At 68.3% G+C, this 16,644-nt stretch carries 13 protein-coding genes; 6 read left to right on the forward strand and 7 right to left on the reverse strand.

Annotated elements, in window-relative coordinates; all coding sequences use genetic code 11:
• From ACHFGS_RS10335 to ACHFGS_RS10345, 3 genes are all read left to right on the forward strand, one after another.
• Positions 1–507, forward strand: a 507-nt coding sequence (locus tag ACHFGS_RS10335) for an O-antigen ligase family protein (RefSeq protein ID WP_394289444.1), incomplete at its 5' end; no start/stop codon positions are given.
• A 23-nt stretch (positions 508–530) separates the two neighbouring features.
• Positions 531–2,939: a CDP-glycerol glycerophosphotransferase family protein gene (locus tag ACHFGS_RS10340; protein WP_394279472.1), complete on the forward strand. Its 2,409-nt coding sequence runs from the start codon at positions 531–533 to the stop codon at positions 2,937–2,939.
• A gap of 53 nt (positions 2,940–2,992) precedes the next feature.
• Positions 2,993–4,390: an SDR family NAD(P)-dependent oxidoreductase gene (locus ACHFGS_RS10345; RefSeq protein WP_394279473.1), complete on the forward strand. Its 1,398-nt coding sequence runs from the start codon at positions 2,993–2,995 to the stop codon at positions 4,388–4,390.
• Positions 4,391–4,444: 54 nt separating this feature from the next.
• Here ACHFGS_RS10345 and ACHFGS_RS10350 read toward each other — a convergent pair whose 3' ends face one another.
• The 4 genes from ACHFGS_RS10350 to ACHFGS_RS10365 are packed head-to-tail and all read right to left on the reverse strand — an operon-like array spanning position 4,445 to position 10,142.
• Positions 4,445–5,158: a 2-C-methyl-D-erythritol 4-phosphate cytidylyltransferase gene (locus tag ACHFGS_RS10350; RefSeq protein WP_394279474.1), complete on the reverse strand. Its 714-nt coding sequence runs from the start codon at positions 5,156–5,158 to the stop codon at positions 4,445–4,447.
• The gene (locus tag ACHFGS_RS10355; RefSeq protein ID WP_394279475.1) at positions 5,155–7,029 is read right to left on the reverse strand and encodes a CDP-glycerol glycerophosphotransferase family protein; all 1,875 of its coding nucleotides are present in this window, start codon (positions 7,027–7,029) and stop codon (positions 5,155–5,157) included. The genes ACHFGS_RS10350 and ACHFGS_RS10355 overlap by 4 nt, the downstream gene beginning before the upstream one ends.
• Positions 7,026–8,132, reverse strand: coding sequence for an NAD-dependent epimerase/dehydratase family protein (locus ACHFGS_RS10360; RefSeq protein WP_394279476.1), 1,107 nt, complete (start codon positions 8,130–8,132; stop codon positions 7,026–7,028). The genes ACHFGS_RS10355 and ACHFGS_RS10360 overlap by 4 nt, the downstream gene beginning before the upstream one ends.
• Positions 8,133–8,177: 45 nt before the next feature.
• Positions 8,178–10,142 (reverse strand): glycosyltransferase family 2 protein, encoded by a 1,965-nt coding sequence (locus ACHFGS_RS10365; protein WP_394279477.1) that lies wholly within the window; start codon positions 10,140–10,142, stop codon positions 8,178–8,180.
• A gap of 83 nt (positions 10,143–10,225) precedes the next feature.
• Here ACHFGS_RS10365 and rfbA point away from each other — a divergent pair, with 83 nt between their 5' ends.
• The 3 genes from rfbA to ACHFGS_RS10380 are packed head-to-tail and all read left to right on the forward strand — an operon-like array spanning position 10,226 to position 13,487.
• Positions 10,226–11,095 carry a glucose-1-phosphate thymidylyltransferase RfbA gene (gene rfbA, locus ACHFGS_RS10370; RefSeq protein ID WP_394279478.1) on the forward strand — a complete coding sequence of 290 codons (870 nt, stop codon included), beginning with the start codon at positions 10,226–10,228 and terminating at the stop codon, positions 11,093–11,095.
• 2 nt (positions 11,096–11,097) lie between these two features.
• Positions 11,098–12,096 (forward strand): dTDP-glucose 4,6-dehydratase, encoded by a 999-nt coding sequence (gene rfbB, locus ACHFGS_RS10375; protein WP_394279479.1) that lies wholly within the window; start codon positions 11,098–11,100, stop codon positions 12,094–12,096.
• Positions 12,093–13,487: a sugar nucleotide-binding protein gene (locus ACHFGS_RS10380; protein WP_394289445.1), complete on the forward strand. Its 1,395-nt coding sequence runs from the start codon at positions 12,093–12,095 to the stop codon at positions 13,485–13,487. Before rfbB ends, ACHFGS_RS10380 begins: the two co-directional genes overlap by 4 nt.
• Positions 13,488–13,553: 66 nt before the next feature.
• Here the strand turns inward: ACHFGS_RS10380 and ACHFGS_RS10385 are convergent, their stop codons facing one another.
• The 3 genes from ACHFGS_RS10385 to ACHFGS_RS10395 are packed head-to-tail and all read right to left on the reverse strand — an operon-like array spanning position 13,554 to position 16,611.
• Entirely contained in the window at positions 13,554–14,942 is a 1,389-nt protein-coding gene (locus ACHFGS_RS10385) for a polysaccharide pyruvyl transferase family protein (RefSeq protein WP_394278415.1), read from the reverse strand.
• Between the two features lie 35 nt (positions 14,943–14,977).
• On the reverse strand, positions 14,978–15,721 hold the full coding sequence (locus tag ACHFGS_RS10390) for an ABC transporter ATP-binding protein (RefSeq protein ID WP_394278414.1): 744 nt from the start codon (positions 15,719–15,721) through the stop codon (positions 14,978–14,980).
• On the reverse strand, positions 15,721–16,611 hold the full coding sequence (locus tag ACHFGS_RS10395; protein ID WP_394278413.1) for an ABC transporter permease: 891 nt from the start codon (positions 16,609–16,611) through the stop codon (positions 15,721–15,723). Before ACHFGS_RS10395 ends, ACHFGS_RS10390 begins: the two co-directional genes overlap by 1 nt.
• Between the last annotated feature and the right edge of the window lie 33 nt (positions 16,612–16,644).

Consider the following 16,644-nt stretch of genomic DNA (forward strand, 5'->3'; position numbering starts at 1 on the left):
GAGTACTGGTTGAACGCGGAACCCGACTTCCTCACCCGGTCACGACTGTGGAACGCCATCCTCGACATCGCCGCGGTCCGCCCGGTGCAGGGGTGGGGCTGGGTGGGCACGTGGCCCGACTTCCTGACCCCGTACTCATACATCCGTCTGAGCACCGACCAGCCGCACCGCTCCGCCTTGAACGCCTGGATGGATGTCCTCCTCCAGGCGGGCACCGTCGGCGTCGTCCTCCTGTTCGCCTTCGCCGGTCTCGCACTGGCCCGGGCCTGGATGACAGCCAGCGAGCGCCGCTCGACGGTGCACGTCTGGCCGGCCCTCGTGATCATCACGATCCTCGCCGACTCCGTCGTCACCTCTTCTCCCCTCGGAGGCTTCGGGTGGTTCCTCCTGGTGGTCTGCGCCACCCAGGCGTCGCTCGTGCGGGGCTGGCGAAAGAGCTGGCAGGAGCGTCGCGCGCGAGCGGACGTCAGCGACCTGCCCCCGGGCGCCGCCGAGGACCCCGCATAGAATCGAGGGATACCGTCGAGGGCATGGAGGTTCCGGTGCGAGCACTTCGCAGTCGACTGCGAGGGAACACCTTCCTTCAGAAGTGGCGGTTCGCGCCATACCTCCTGGCATACGCTGTCCTCGTCCGGTGGGTGCGCGTAGAGCCCGGTCGTGTGCTCTTCCTCTCCGACTCCCGCCGCGACTTCACCGGGAACATCGGCTTCCTGCGGGACGAGATCCGGCGGCAGGACCCGACGGCCCGCATCGTCGGGATCTTCAAACCCTCGCTCGGGTCGCGGCGCCCCATCGCGGAGATCATCCGCCTCCCCTGGGAGATGGCGCGCGCCCAATCGATCGTGCTCGACGATTACTACCCGGTCGTCTATGCCCTCACGATCCGCCCCGACACCCGCCTGATCCAGGTCTGGCATGCGGCGGGCGCGTTCAAGCGGGTGGGCTGGAGCCGCGTCGGACTCCCCGGCGGACCGCTGCCGGGCTCTCTCGCCCATCGGAATTACACCGATGCGACGGTGAGCGCCGAGGGCATCCGCGCCGACTACGCCGAGGCCTACGGAATCGACATCGAGCGTGTCCACGCGCTGGGTGTGCCCCGCACCGACGTCTTCTTCGACACCGAGGGTGTGGCGCGCAGCGCCCGCTCGGTGCGCGCCAGACACGGCATCCCGGACGGGCAGAAGATCGCCGTCTTCGCCCCCACCTTCCGAGGGAACGGGCAGCTGACGGCGAGATACGACATTGAAGCTGTGCCGTGGGAACGCTTCCTCGACGACCTCGGCGAGGACTGGACCGTCCTCGTGAAGATGCACCCCTTCGTGCCGCCCGTCGCAGATCGGATGCCGCGGCATCCCCGTCTCATCGATGTCTCCCACGAGCGCGAGCTGAACGACCTCCTGATGGCCGCAGACGTGCTGATCACGGACTACTCCTCGGCGATCTTCGAGTACGCACTGCTCGACCGGCCCATCGTGTTCTTCTGCCCGGACCTGGAGACGTACACCGCCGACCGGGACTTCTACCGCCCCTTCGAGGAGTACCTGGCCGGTCCCCTCGTGACCGAGGGCGAGAAGCTGGCCGAGGCCGTCCGCACCGCGGAGGTGGGGCCGCTCGCCGCCGCCTTCCGGGAGCGGTTCATGTCGGCGTGCGACGGGCGCTCGAGCGAGCGCATCGTCCGGGAGGTCATCCTGCGCCGCCGCGTCGAGGTGACCGCCGATCCCGTGGCCGCCGGAGGCACCCCCGAGCCCACCCGCGTCCGCGGTGCAGCCTGGGCCCAGATCGCCGTCGCCGCCCTCACCCGCGCGTCCCTCACGGCGGTGTACGCCCCTCTCAAACTGCTCCCCACCCGGCGCAAAGTCGTGATGATCAGCCGCGAGCATCCCACCGAACCGGAGGACTTCGCCGACCTCCGCGCCGCGATCGGCCGCGCCGACCCGGGCGTCGAGGTCGTCTCCCTCGTGAAGATGGTGCCGCCGGGGATCATCGCGAAGGCCGGCTACGTGCTCCACATGCTGGTGCAGCTCTACCATGTGGCGACCGCCCGGGTGCTCGTCGTCGACACCTACGCCATCGTCGCGAGCGTCCTCACCCACAAGTCCGACCTCACCGTCGTGCAGATCTGGCACGCGCTCGGCGCGTTCAAGAAGTTCGGCCTCAGCATCCTCGGCCAGGCCGAGGGTCGCGACGCGCGACTGGCCGAGGCGATGCGCATGCACGCCGGCTACGACATCGTGCTCGCGAGCGCGGAGGACTGCCGGGCGCCCTACGCCGAGGCGTTCGGCACGCCGCCGAGCCGCATCGCGGTGGCCCCTCTCCCCCGCGTCGATCGGCTGCGCGATCCGGAGCGTCGCGAGGGTACCCGGGAGCGCATCTACGAGCGCCACCCGCACCTGTACGGCCGCACCATCGCCGTCTTCGCGCCGACCTTCCGCCTCGACGGCACCATGACCGTCGACGTCGCCGCGCTCAGCGACGCGCTGCACGCCGTCGGCGTCCACACGGTGGTGAAGCTCCACCCCCTCATGCACGGCGACCTCGGCGATCTCGACACCGCGCCCGGTTTCAGCACGCAGGAGCTACTCTCCGTCGCCGACATCTTCATCACCGACTACTCCTCCGCGCTCTACGAGGCGGCGATCCTCGGCATCCCGAGCTATTTCCTGGCACCGGACCTGGATGACTACCTCGCTTCGCGCGATTTCTACCTCGATTACCGTGCGGATCTCCCGGGGCCGATCCTGCGTACGGTGAGCGAACTCGCCGAGGCCGTGCGCGAGCGGCGCGCCGACGCAGACACCGCCATCCGCTTCGCGCGGCGGTGGGTCACCGTGCCCGGAGACCCGGCTCCCGCACCCGGGGCGACCGTGTGCGCGGACGCCATCGCGGCGCTCATCCTCCCCCGCCTGGCACTCCCGTTCTCCCCGGGAAGCCCCACGTAGGATTGCGGTGCGGAGGCGCCCCCTCCGGCGCACCATCCCCGAGGAGTCACCCTGTGAGCACACCGCGCACCGTCGCCGTCGTTTTGGCCGGTGGCATCGGCGTCCGCGTCGGCCTGGGCATCCCGAAGCAGCTCATCAAGATCGCCGGCAAGGCGATCGTCGAGCACACCCTGGAAGCCCTCGAGGCGAGCCCACTGATCGACGAGATCATCATCATGATGAACGCCGCCGCTCTCGACGAGCTGGAGCACCTTCTGCGCAGCGGCCGCTTCCCCAAGCTCTCCCGGATCCTCCCCGGCGGCGAGACCCGCAACGACACCACGAAGCTGGCGATCGCCGCACTCGAGGGAGATGACACCAAGGTCCTCTTCCACGACGCCGTGCGCCCCTTCATCGACGACCGCATCATCGAGGACTGCGTCAACGCGCTCGACGAGTACGACGCGGTCGACACCGCGATCCCCTCCGCCGACACCATCATCCAGGTGAACGAAGACCGGATCATCACCGGCATCCCGAACCGGTCCCTGCTCCGCCGTGGACAGACTCCGCAGGCCTTCCGCCTGCGCACCATCCGCCGGGCGTACGAGATCGCCGCCAGCGACCCCGCCTTCACGGCGACCGACGACTGCGGCGTCGTGTTCACCTACATGCCGGACGTTCCGATCTACGTCGTCGACGGCACGGCCGAGAACATGAAGGTGACCGAGCCCATCGATGTCCACATCGCCGACAAGCTGTTCCAGCTGCAGTCGGCGAGCCTGTCGCTCGAGAGCATGACCTCGATCCCCGACCTCGACGGCAAGAGCATCGTCGTCTTCGGCGGCAGCTACGGGATCGGCGAGAGCATCGTCGCGCAGGCCCGCGCCGCAGGCGCCGTCGTGAGCGAGTTCAGCCGCTCCTCCACCGGCACCGACGTCCGTTCCGCGAAAGCCGTCCGGAAGGCTCTTGCGAGCGTCAAGAAGGACGTCGGCCGGATCGACGTCGTCATCGTGACGGCGGGAGTCCTCCGCATCGCCCCCCTCGTGGAGAGCCCGAAGCGCGACCTGAAGGACACCATCCAGGTGAACCTCATCGCCCCCGCCATCGTCGCCCGCGAGGCCCACCCCCACCTGCGCGAGACCGGGGGCCAGGTGGTCCTGTTCACCTCCAGCTCGTACACGCGCGGCCGCGCCGGGTACAGCGCCTACTCCGCGACCAAGGCCGGTGTCGTCAACCTCACGCAGGCCCTGGCCGAGGAGTGGGAGGCCGACGGCGTGCGCATCAACTGCATCAACCCGCAGCGCACCCGCACCCCGATGCGCACGCAGGCGTTCGGCGACGAGCCGGTGGAGACGCTCCTCGACCCCGCCGACGTCGCGCGCGTGACGCTCAACGTGGCGGCATCCGATCTGACCGGTCAGATCGTGACCGTTCAGGTCGCCGCGATGCGCGACCTGAACCCGAGCTGATCGCGGGGCGCTCGCCCGAGCGCGGATGCCGCGAGACAGCGCCGCTCGGCGGGCTCAGCCGCCGATCTGGTTGCGCTCGAGCACGTCGAAGAACGCGCGGCAGATGTAGTAGTCCTCCGCCGTCGTGATCTTGATGTTCGACCGCGGGCCGTCGACCCGGTAGAGGGTGTGTCCGTAGCGGCGCAGCAAGCTGCAGGTGTCGATGGAGTCGTGCTCGCCCTCGGCGACGGCCTGGTCGTAGACACCGAGCGCCGTCTCCAGCGTCGCGCTCTGCGGCGCCTGGGCGACGTAGAGCAGGTCGCGCGGGATGACGTCGTCCACGACGCCCTCGGTCGAGGCGATGATCGTCTCGTTGAACTTCGTGCTCGTGATGGCCGGTCCCCGCGTCTTCACCGTCTCGATGTTCGCGGTGATGACGTCGGCGTTGATGAGGGGGCGCACGCCGTCGTGGAGGAGCACCACGGTGTCACCGGGCGCCTCGTTCGCGACGGCGCGCAGGGCGCGGTGCCGCGATTCCTGGCCGGTCGCACCGCCGTCGACGATCCAGTTCACCTTGGTCAGCTCGTAACGGGCGACGAGGCGCGCGAACCGGTCCCGCCACTCGGGGAGGATCGACACCGCGATCCGGTCGATCTGAGGGTGGTCCTGGAAGTGCTGGATCGTGTGCACGATGAGGGGCGTGCCGTGGATCTCCAGGAACTGCTTCGGCAGCGTCGCGGAGGTCATGCGGGATCCGATGCCGCCGGCGAAAATGATGGCGATGTTCACGCGATCTCCTCTTCTGGGATGTCGGTCTCCGACGACTCGGTGTCGACGTCGGTCTGCTCCTCGGTCGCCGCCGCGGCGCTACTGGCCTCGGTCTCCGGCCGCCCCAGGATCAGCCAGTCGATGACGCGGTCGGCGGCGCCGGTGTCCACCCGGTCGAAGTTCTGGGCGCGGAAGGCGGCCACCTTCTCCTGCTCGAACTCGCCGGTCCGGAGCGCGTCGAGCACCTCATCGAACGTCGAGGCCACCCGGCCGGGCGCCGTCTCGGCGTAGTCTCGGTGGAACCCGCGGGTCGCTGCGTAGTTGACGCGGTCGGGCGCGAAGAACAGCATCGGCCGGTCGAGCAGCGAGAACTCGTAGATGATCGACGAGTAGTCGGTGATGAGGACGTCGACCGCGTGCAGGAGGTTGAGTCCGTCGCGGTAGTGGGTGAAGTCGAAGAACCGATCCCGATACTGCTCGGGGATCTCGATCGGCTCCTTGACGAAGTGGTGCATGCGGAAGAGCACGACGGTGTCGTCGCCGCAGACATCGGCCAGTCCCGCCCAGTCGATCTGCTCGTAGTCGTAGAACGCCGTGTAGATCGAGCGGCCGCGGAAGGTCGGGGCGAACAGCACGACCCGTTTGCCGGCGATCTGGGGGAAGTCCGCGGCGAAGCGCTGCAGGAAGTCGTCGCGACGCACCGGATCGAGGAACCAGTCCACGCGCGGGAGGCCGGTCGGGATGACCGCCGCCTCCTCGATCCCGAAGGCCTCCGCATAGACGTGACGCAGATGCTCCGAGCCGGTGATGGCGTAGGTGTACTGCCGGTGCGGATGCCAGAGCTTGGGCGACCCGAGGTTGCCGAAGCGGCTGTACCCCACCGACTTGAACCCGCTGCCGGCGTGCCACAGCTGGATGACCCGGGTGCGGGGGTTCAGCGTGATGCTCTTCAGGATGCCGAAGTAGTCGTCGAGGAGGACGATCTCGCTCGTCGCGAGCAGGTACAGGATCCGGATGGTCGTCCCCCAGCCGCCCGATCGCGGCAGCCGGAACGAGTACTTCATGTCGAAGCGGTCGGCGAGTCCGCGCTCTCGGAGGCGTTCCTGCACCCTGAGGAGGTTGCCTTCGATGGACAGGCGCTGATCGGACGCGAAGAGGATGCGGCCGGGCTTGACCCCCACGGTGCGCGTGATGGCGCCGTGGATCCAGCCGGCGTACCGCTGCTTGGCCCGGTCGCCGAGCAGCAGGGTCTTCACCCTCTTGAACGGTCGCCGCTTCTTGGGCTTCGCGCGCTCGCGGAAGAGGTGGTACGTGCGCATCAGGAAGTCGAGGCGTTCCAGGTCGACCGCGTTCTCCGCGATGCCGAACGACGCGGTGACCACCGACCGGTTGCCCTCGTAGAGGAACACGCGTGCGGCGTCATCGAGTTCGGCGAGCGCCGCGCCGTCGAAGGTCGCGGGGGCCGTCCGCTCACCGTGGGCGAACAGGACGACGCGCCAGGTGCCATTGGGGATCGCCTGACGCGCGAGGAAGGTCGGGACGTTGATGGTGAGGTCGTAGAGCCCGTCGCCGAGATCGGTGTAGGGCACCGGAAGCCGGCGGCGGCCGTCGACGAGGCGGAACTCGACGGGCGCGAACGGATCTTGGCCCTCTTCGGGGGCGAGCGGGATCCACGGGCCGGTCTGCTGCACGGAGACCCGGAGCGTCAAAAGCGCACGCTCCCACGTGAGCTTCTCCACCCGCACGACATACGGCGGGTACACCCGCTCGGCGAGCGGAAGGAGGACGGGCTCACCGCCGCGCACCGCGGGACGACGACGGAGCGCCTGCGTCAGGCGTGCCAGCGGACCGGATGCCGCGGCGCCGCGCCCGGGATCGGTCGGCGCGCTCACGCGCGACGCTCCTCGTGCCAGGCGATCGTGCGCGAGACACCCGCCGCGAGGCCGGCGCGAGGCGCCCAGCCCAGGGCGCGGAGTCGCTCGTCGGAGAGCCCCTGCCCCTTGACCGGGTTGTAGGCGCTCACGTCGACGCCCTCGCGGAAGCGCACCTTGAGGCCTGCCTCGGGCCGCGCCTGCGTGAAGGTCTCGGCGAGCTGCCGGATGCTGATGAAGCCGTCCCGGTCCGAGATGTTGTAGGCCGTCGGCTCCCCTTGCAGGATGGCGGTGAACATCCCCGCGATCGCGTCGCCGAGGTAGGTGTACGTGCGTCGCGCGCTGCCGTCGCTGTTGAGGGTGATGTCACGGCCGTTCAGGACGTCAGCGGTGAAATCCGCTTGGACACGGCCGTCATCGAGCGCCATGCCGGGGCCGTAGATGTGACCGAATCGAGCGATCGTCACGGAGACGCCATGCTGGGCGTGATAGCTCACCGCGATCGTCTCGGCGGCACGCTTGCCCTCGGTGTAGCAGGCGCGCGGATTGAGGATGTCGACGGAGCCGTACTCGTCCTCGCGCACGAGCGAGCCGTCGTCTGCCCGGTGTCCGTAGACCTCGGCAGACGACATCAGGACGAAGTGCGCCCCGCCGGAGCGGACGCAGAGATCGAGCAAGCCGAAAGCTCCGACGACGTTCGCTCGGATCGTGTCGACGGGGCTCGCCGCGTGGAGCGCGGGCCGTGCGGGCGAGGCTCCGTGAATGACCATGTCGACCGTGCGACCCAGGTCGATCTCCTGCTGCACATCACCCGGGATGAGCTCGAAATCGGGACGGTCTGCAACGGCACCGAACGTGCGTCGCGCCTTCGCCACGTCGCGGACGAGTCCGAGGACGGTGATCCCCGCGGCATGCCGGTCGTTCAGCGCGAGCAGTGTGTACACGGCGTAGGCCGGGATCATGCCTGCGGCACCGGTGACGAGAACGGTCTTCCCTGCCAGGTCGCCCCACGGCAGAGGCGCCGAGAGGATCTCCGCGAGATCACCGTTGACGACGGCGCTCCCGGTCACTCGGACGGCGCGCGCGGACGCGGAACGGGCATCACCGGCTGCATGGTCGGGCATTCTGCCGATCCTACGGCACGACCCTCGACGACCGCCGGATGCCGGTCATCGCAGACCCCAGCGGCGCAGGACCCGTCCGACCTTCCGCCGGGCCCGCTTCCACAGTGGCAGCGGGGCGGGCGTGGGCGGCGGGACAGCCGTCGGTGCGGCCGACGGTGCAGCGGCCGGCTTCTCGCGGGTGCTGCGCCGCGGAGTGGTGTCGGTGCCGTCGAGCCGGACGATCCAGGCGGCAGGTCCACCGGGCGTTCGGTCACCGACGCGGATCTCGGCGGACTCACCGTGGAGGCCCGCGATCTGAAGGTGCGCCGTCCCGTCCGCATCGAGGGAGATCGTCGCGGGGCGGTCGGTGAACGTGTTCTTCCCCTCGTCCCACACGCCGACGACGGTGTCCACGGCGCCCTGTCCATCGTGCGTTCCCGACAGCACGAGGCGGAGACCCCCGCGGTGGCGGACGTCCACGGACACCGGCGCGAGACGTCGAACCGCCTCGCGCTGCCCGCCGGGGATGAGCGTGGCGCTGCCACCGTCGTTGGGATAGATGAGGTGCAGCCGATTCTGGGTGATGGTCGCCGAGGCGGGGATGTCGGTCCGCATGCTCCGATCGGTGGCGCCGCTGCCGAACCGCGTGTGGATGTTGATGTCCCAGTGCGTGGCGGTGTCCAGCGGCGCGCCGAAGGCGGCCGTCATCGGGTCGAGCGTGCCGGAGACGGATGCCGACATCGTGACGGTTCCGTCCTCGGCGTCCTCCGTCGTTACGGTGCCGGTGGCGGGGAGGCTCCATGCGACCCGGGAACGACGTCCGTGGACGAACATGCCGAGTTCGACGGCGGCGATCTCGTCGGTCACATCGGCGAGCGCCTCGGGGATCGCCGCTGCGACCTCCTCGGGGAGCGCCTTGACGATGCGCTCGCCCGAGCGGACCAGCGCCGGCACCCGGCCCGCCGAATCCGACCACTGCACGTCGGCCTCGATGTGGAGCACGCCTTCACGCCACTGGATCGCCCGGGCCCTCCCCCAGCCGGGCACCGCGGCATCCGCCGAGCACACCGTTTCCATCAGGTCCTGGCGACCCGTCTCGAGAAGGTGCGCGCGAATCCTCCGCGACGACGGCAGCCGGTCGTCGAGCCGGGAATACCCGAAGTCCTGCTGCAGCGAACGCGAGTGGTCGAAGATGAACTTCCGGTTCCGCTCCGACCGCTTCGTGTAGGCGAGGTCGAAGACCCCCACGATCCGCGTGGAGTACTGGTGATAGTTGAGCTGCTCGCGCTGGAGGCGGTGCTCCTCCCCCGCGAGCACGCTGTCGGTCTCCTCGCAGACCCGCCGCAGCCAGTGCCAGTAGTCATCGGCCGACTTGATGAACGTCGTCGACCCGCTCCCCTCCGTGGTGACCCAGTGGTAGTAGGGAACGCTGGAGAGCGTCGAGATGACCTTCGCGTCACGGCTCACCTGCAGGTTGAAGAAGATGTCCTCCCACAGCACGCGGCGTCCCTCCGGGAACCGGATGCCGTTCTCGAGAAGGAAGCGGCGACGGTACAGCTTGTGCGGGTTCATCGGCAGGAGCGGATGACGGGCCGTCGAACCGATCACCTGTGCGTCGTCGGCCTCGTAGACGCCGATGCCCCACGCGGGTGCATCGGTGCGCGATTCCTTGCCGTTGACGACGTCCGAGCCGTTCGCGACGGCGAACTCGTACGCCGCTCGCAGCCCGTCGGGGTAGATCTGGTCATCGTGGTCCATGAAGGCGACGAACTCACCGCGGGCCTTGTCGATGCCGACGTTGCGGGGGCGCGACGGCCACCCGGAGTTCTCGATCACCTCGACGGAGATGTGGGGACGCGTGCGGGCTACCTCCCGCAAGCGGGTCACGGTGTCATCGGGCGAGCCGTCGTCCACGAAGATCACCTCGAAGTCGCGCCGAGACATCGTCTGGGCATCGAGGGATGCGATGAGACCGGCCAGACCGTCCTGCGGCGTCTGATAGGTGGGGATGATGACGGAGACCTTCAGCACGCCACCACTTTAGGCGAGCGGGCCGAACCCGCCGAGGAGCGCCACCGTCGGGGCACCCATGGGCCGTGTGGGACGATAGGCGCATGAAGGGCATCATTCTCGCGGGGGGTTCGGGGACGCGGCTGCACCCGATCACGCTCGGTGTTTCCAAGCAGCTCATTCCGGTGTTCGACAAGCCGATGGTGTACTACCCGTTGTCGACGTTGATGCTCGCGGGCATCCGCGACATCCTCATCATCACGACCCCGCATGACGCGGAGCACTTCGAGCGCCTGCTGGGGGACGGGTCGAAGTTCGGCATCAACCTGACGTTCGCGCAGCAGCCGTCGCCGGATGGTCTGGCGCAGGCGTTCACGATCGGCGCGGACCACATCGGTGAGGACAAGGTCGCCTTGGTCTTGGGTGACAACCTGCTCTACGGTCCGGGGCTCGGCGCGCAGCTGAAGCGTTACGCCGACGTCGACGGTGGTGCGGTGTTCGCGTACTACGTCGCAGAACCCAGCGCGTACGGTGTCGTCGAGTTCGATGCCGACGGTCGCGCCATCTCGCTCGAAGAGAAGCCCGCTGAGCCGAAGAGCAACTACGCCGTGCCTGGCCTCTACTTCTACGACAACGACGTCGTCGAGATCGCCCGCGGTCTCGCGCCCTCGCCCCGGGGGGAATACGAGATCACCGACATCAACAAGGCGTACCTCGAGGCGGGCAAGCTGCAGGTCGAGGTCCTTCCGCGCGGCACGGCGTGGCTCGACACCGGCACGTTCGACCAGATGCTCGACGCGGGCGAGTACGTCCGCACGATGGAACGTCGGACGGGTCTGCGCATCGGTGTGCCGGAGGAGGTCGCCTGGCGACAGGGCTTCCTCTCGGACGAGGAACTGAGGGAGCGGGCTGAGAAGCTCGTCAAGAGCGGCTACGGCCGCTACCTGTTGGAAACGCTGGAACGAGGCCTGTGAACATGTCCCACCTTCTTGTCACCGGCGGCGCCGGCTTCATCGGATCGAACTTCGTGCACCACGTCGTGGCGCACACCGACCACACCGTCACGGCGCTCGACAAACTCACCTACGCCGGCAACGAGGCGTCCCTCGCGGGCCTCCCGGAGGATCGTGTGAACCTGGTCGTCGGCGACATCGCCGACGCCGAGCTGGTCGATTCGCTGTTCGCGAAGGCGGATGCCGTGGTGCACTACGCCGCCGAGTCGCACAACGACAACTCGCTCCACGACCCGCGGCCGTTCCTCGACACGAACATCATCGGGACGTACACGCTGCTCGAGGCGGCCCGCAAGTACGACACCCGGCTGCACCACATCTCCACCGACGAGGTGTACGGCGACCTTGAGCTCGACGACCCCGCGCGGTTCACCGAGAACACCCCGTACAACCCGTCGTCGCCCTACTCGTCGACCAAAGCCGGCAGCGACCTCCTCGTCCGCGCCTGGGTCCGCTCGTTCGGGGTCCGCGCGACGATCAGCAACTGCTCGAACAACTACGGCCCGTACCAGCACGTCGAGAAGTTCATCCCCCGCCAGATCACCAACGCGATCCGCGGCATCCGTCCCAAGCTCTACGGCAAGGGCGAGAACGTCCGCGACTGGATCCACGCCGACGACCACTCCTCCGCCGTTCTCACCATCCTCGACAAGGGCGAGATCGGGGAGACCTACCTCATCGGCGCCGACGGCGAGAAGGACAACAAGACCGTCGTCGAACTGATCCTCCAGCTGATGGGACACGAGCCCGACGCGTACGACCACGTCACCGACCGTGCCGGTCACGACCTGCGGTACGCCATCGACTCGACCAAGCTCCGCACCGAGCTCGGCTGGACGCCCAGCTTCCAGGACTTCGAAGCGGGACTCGCCGCGACGATCGACTGGTACCGAGCCAACGAAGCCTGGTGGGCACCCGCCAAGGATGGCGTGGAGGCGTTCTACGCCTCGAAGGGACAGTGAGCGTGACGGAGTTCTCCAAGGCCCTCCAGCCCTCCCCGACCCCCATCCCGGGTCTCACCATCTGGGACCTTCCCGTGCACGGCGACAGCCGCGGCTGGTTCAAGGAGAACTGGCAGCGCGAGAAGATGACCGCGGCCGGGCTCCCCGACTTCGGTCCGGTGCAGAACAACATCTCCTTCAACGACGCCGTCGGCACCACCCGCGGCATCCACGCGGAACCCTGGGACAAGTGGGTCTCCGTCGCCACGGGACGGATCTTCGGTGCGTGGGTGGACCTGCGCGAAGGACCGACCTTCGGCGCCGTGTTCACCGCGGAGATCGATCCGTCCCGGGCGATCTTCGTGCCGCGCGGCGTGGGCAACTCGTATCAGACCCTCGAGCCCGACACGGCGTACACGTACCTCGTGAACGACCACTGGTCTCCGGACGCGTCGTACTCGTTCCTGAACCTCGCCGACGAGACCGCCGCGATCGCGTGGCCGATCCCGCTCGCCGAGGTCGAGATCTCCGCGAAGGATCTCGCGCACCCCCGTTTGGCGGACGTCGTGCCGATCCCGCCGAAGAAGACCCTCGTCGTCGGCGCCGGCGGCCAGCTCGGCCTCGCCCTGCGCGCCGAGTACGAGGGCGACCCGAGCGTCGAGTTCGCGACCCGCAGCGACCTCGACCTCACCGGCGACCTCACCACGGCCCGCCGCTGGCGTGACTACGGCACGATCATCAACGCAGCGGCCTTCACGGCCGTCGACGCGGCAGAGACCGACCGGGCGGGTGCCTGGGCGGGAAACGTCACCGCCGTCGCCCAGCTCGCCCGCATCGCGACGGCGAACGGCATCACCCTCGTGCACGTCTCCAGCGACTACGTCTTCGACGGCGCCGCATCCGCGCCGTACCGGGAAGACGAGCCGGTGGCGCCGCTGGGCGTCTACGGTCAGACCAAGGCTGCGGCGGACGCCATCGTCTCGGCGGTCCCGCGCCACTACATCGTCCGCACCTCCTGGGTCATCGGAGAAGGCAAGAACTTCGTCCGCACGATGGCCTCCCTCGCCGAACGCGGCGTGGACCCCAGGGTGGTCGGCGACCAGGTCGGACGGCTGACCTTCACGACCGACATCGCCCGCGGCATCCGGCACCTGCTGGAGACGAGCGCCGAATACGGCACCTACAACCTGACCGGGGATGGCGAGCCGACCTCCTGGGCCGACGTCGCACGGGCCGTCTACGAGCTCACCGGGCACGACCCGGCGCGCATCGCGGACGTCACCACGGCCGAGTACTTCGCGTCCGCGTCGGCACCGGTGGCGCCCCGCCCGCTGTACAGCGTGCTCGACGTCTCGAAGATCGCGGCGACGGGTTTCGCCCCCACCGCCTCACTCACCGGGTACCTGGCTTAGTCGCCACCCAGAAACGGGCCGCTCACCTGAGGTGAGCGGCCCGTTTCCGTGCGCCGATGCCGCCGGTCAGCGACCTTCGGCCATGCGCCCGAGCTTGCGGAATGCGCGCGCGGCGAATCGCCGCGCGCGGCGGACGAAGACGGGGCCGGTCGGCGGGATCGCCTCCAGCGGGATCTCCTCCTTCGCCTTGCGGGCGGCGTCGGATCGCATGATCTCGAGGTACATCCGCGACCACTGCTCGTTGCGGATGTCGAGGAGCCGCTCGAGACGGTCGGCCGGGGCGCCGTACTGGGCCCACGACGTGACGTGCTCGATGACACCGAGGATGTTCGCGTGGGCACGCTCCCCCAGCACCTTGCCGCGGTCGTCGGCCGGCATCGCGAGCGCCTTCGCCGCCGCGGCATCCATCTGGTGGTGGTTGACGCCCCACGGCATCTCGTCGTCCCACGTGCGGACGTAGTCGTCGACCTTGCGCTTGGCGAAGCTCACCCGGGGCACACCGTAGGCAGCAGAGATGATGCGACCGTGCAGCGAGCTGCCGATCCACAGCTTCGCTTTGGCGATCTCCTCCACGCGGGCCCACGGGTCGATCGTCCGGCTGATCTCGATGCGGCGGCTCGGGTCGGCCGCTTTGACGATCGCGAGGATCTCCTCATACTTCTCGAACGAGTCGTGCCCGGTCGCGGTGCCGGCGGTGAAGAGCCGGACGGGGTGCGCTTTGAGGACCGGGCTGTCGATGATGGCCTTTGCGAACCCCTGGATGCCGTACTTGCGCAGGTGGGCGGTGGAGGCCTGGATCAGGATGTAGTCGCCGCGGTCGGCGCCCAGCTCGGGGCGCGTCACGGCGATCGAGTGCACGAGGTCGGGCTCGAGGTTGTGCGCGACGCCCTCGCGCTCGAGGAACGCACTGGCGTACTTGTCGCGGACCGTGATGCTGGTGGCCTCGTGGAGGATGCCGATCATGCCGGCCTTCCGGACGGCGCCGAGGCCCTGGATGCCGGCGAGTCCGACGGAGTTCATGACGGTCGCCGCCTGACGGTTGCGGGCGTAGGCGCTCGCGCGGGGAAGGTAGGGCGACTCCATCGGCACGGTGCCGTTCTCGGTCGCGAGGATCGCTCGCTTCTCCTCCGGGGTCATCGCGCTGTACTCGGCGAACGCCTTCTCCCCGTGCGCCGTGCGGTAGGCGTAGTCCAGCCCGGTGCCGCCGACCTCACCGCCGACGGTCCATACGGCGTCGAAATGCTCGTTCTCCAGCAGCGGACCGTATGCGGGGACCTTCAGGCCTAGGAGGTCGGTCATGTCGGCTTCGAAGGGCGCCGCGTACACGGCGTCAGCACCGGCCTGCGAGAGGTACTCGGCGGTGATGATCTGGAACAGCAGATCGCCGAAGTTGTCGCGCTCGTAAGCTCCGACACAGAGGATCCGGGGGCGGCGCGGCGCGGAGGCGTCGGTCATAGCGGGTTCACTGCTCTCTCCGGAGGTGTCCGGGGTCATCGTGCCTCGACGTACGTCAAGGCTTCGTCGATCGGGCCGTCGAAGATGACGCGACCCTTCTGGATCACGACTCCTCGCGTGCACAGCTTCTTCACGACGTTCTTGCTGTGGCTGACGATCATCATCGTCACTCCGCGCTCGGCGAGTTCCTTGAGCTTGGCGTTGCACTTCGCGCGGAACGGCGCATCACCGACGGCGAGCACCTCGTCGACGAGGAGGACGTCGAGTTCGACGTGGATCGCGACGCTGAACGCCAGTCGCATGAACATGCCGGACGAATAGTGCTTCACCTCCTGGTCGATGAAGTCACCGATTTCGCTGAAGGCGACGATCTCGTCGTAGCGGTCTTTCGTCTCCTGCTCGCTCATGCCGAGGATCGCGGCGTTGAGGAAGACGTTCTCACGCCCGGTCAGATCGGGGTGGAAGCCGGCGCCGACCTCGATGAGACCCGCGACCCGGCCTCGCGTGAAGACCCGTCCTTCGTCGGGCTCCATCACTCCGGAGACGAGCTTGAGGGTTGTCGACTTGCCGGACCCGTTGAGACCCATAACGGCGACGGATTCGCCTTCGCCGATCTGGAAGGACACGTCATCGAGCGCCTGGAACTGACGGGAACGCACGGCGCGACCCCGGACGAGATTGATGAAGGCGTCCTTCAGCGACCTCGAGCTCCTCTTGTTGAACCACTTGGAGACGTGCTCGACGACGATGCGCGGCTGCGGGGCGGTGGCGGTGTCCATCACAGATCCTGGGCGAAGGTGCGCTCGGCACGGCGGAAGACGAACTGACCGATCACGAGTGACACGAGGATGATCGCGACGGAGGAGATGACGTATACCTCGAACATCGGCGGCCACCCGAGGTTGTCGGGCGCCGGAACCTCACCCGTCACGACCGGAAGGGTTCCCCAGAACGCGTGGTGGAAGAACTCGACGGCGACGGCGAGGGGGTTCGACATGTACAGGTGGAACAGCCAGGGGATGGTCTGAGCGCGTTCGTAGACCATGGACCAGGTGTAGAGGATCGGCACCGACCATGTCGCGATGGTGCGGATGATGTCGACGATGTTGCCGGCGTCGCGGAACCGAACGTTGACGGCGGAGAAGAAGAGTCCGAGTCCGACCACGAAGCCCAGCACGATCGCGAGGCCGGCGAGGATGAGCCCGACGGAGGCGAACGACGGCAACCACCCGAACAGCAGGCTGACGACGACCAGCACTGCCAGCTGCGGCAGGAAGTGGGTGAGCGCACCGATGATGGCAGCGAGCGGGAACAGCTCGCGGGGAAGGTAGATCTTCCGCACCAGCGCCCGGTTGCCGACGATCGACTTGGTCGCTGCCGAGAGCGTCTCGTTGAAGAGGTTCACGAGGACCAGGCCGCTGAACAGGTACAGCGGGAACGCCGGGAGGTTGCGGTGCATCCCGAGGATCTCGCCCACGACGAGGAAGTAGACGAGGAACTGGATGGTCGGTCGCACGTACGACCAGAACCAGCCGAGCACCGAGTTGCGGTACCGGAGCGACGTGCTCTTGCCGATCAACAGCCTCAGGAGGTACCGATACTTGACGACGTCGAGGAGACCTCGCCCGCGCCCGGGGACGTCGAAGGCGCTGTAATCGATCTGTGTCACGGGCTTCCTCGGGAGTGCGGGGATCCTTCCGGG

Origin of the sequence: Microbacterium sp., assembly GCF_043427715.1 — a bacterium.
Taxonomy (GTDB): domain Bacteria; phylum Actinomycetota; class Actinomycetes; order Actinomycetales; family Microbacteriaceae; genus Microbacterium.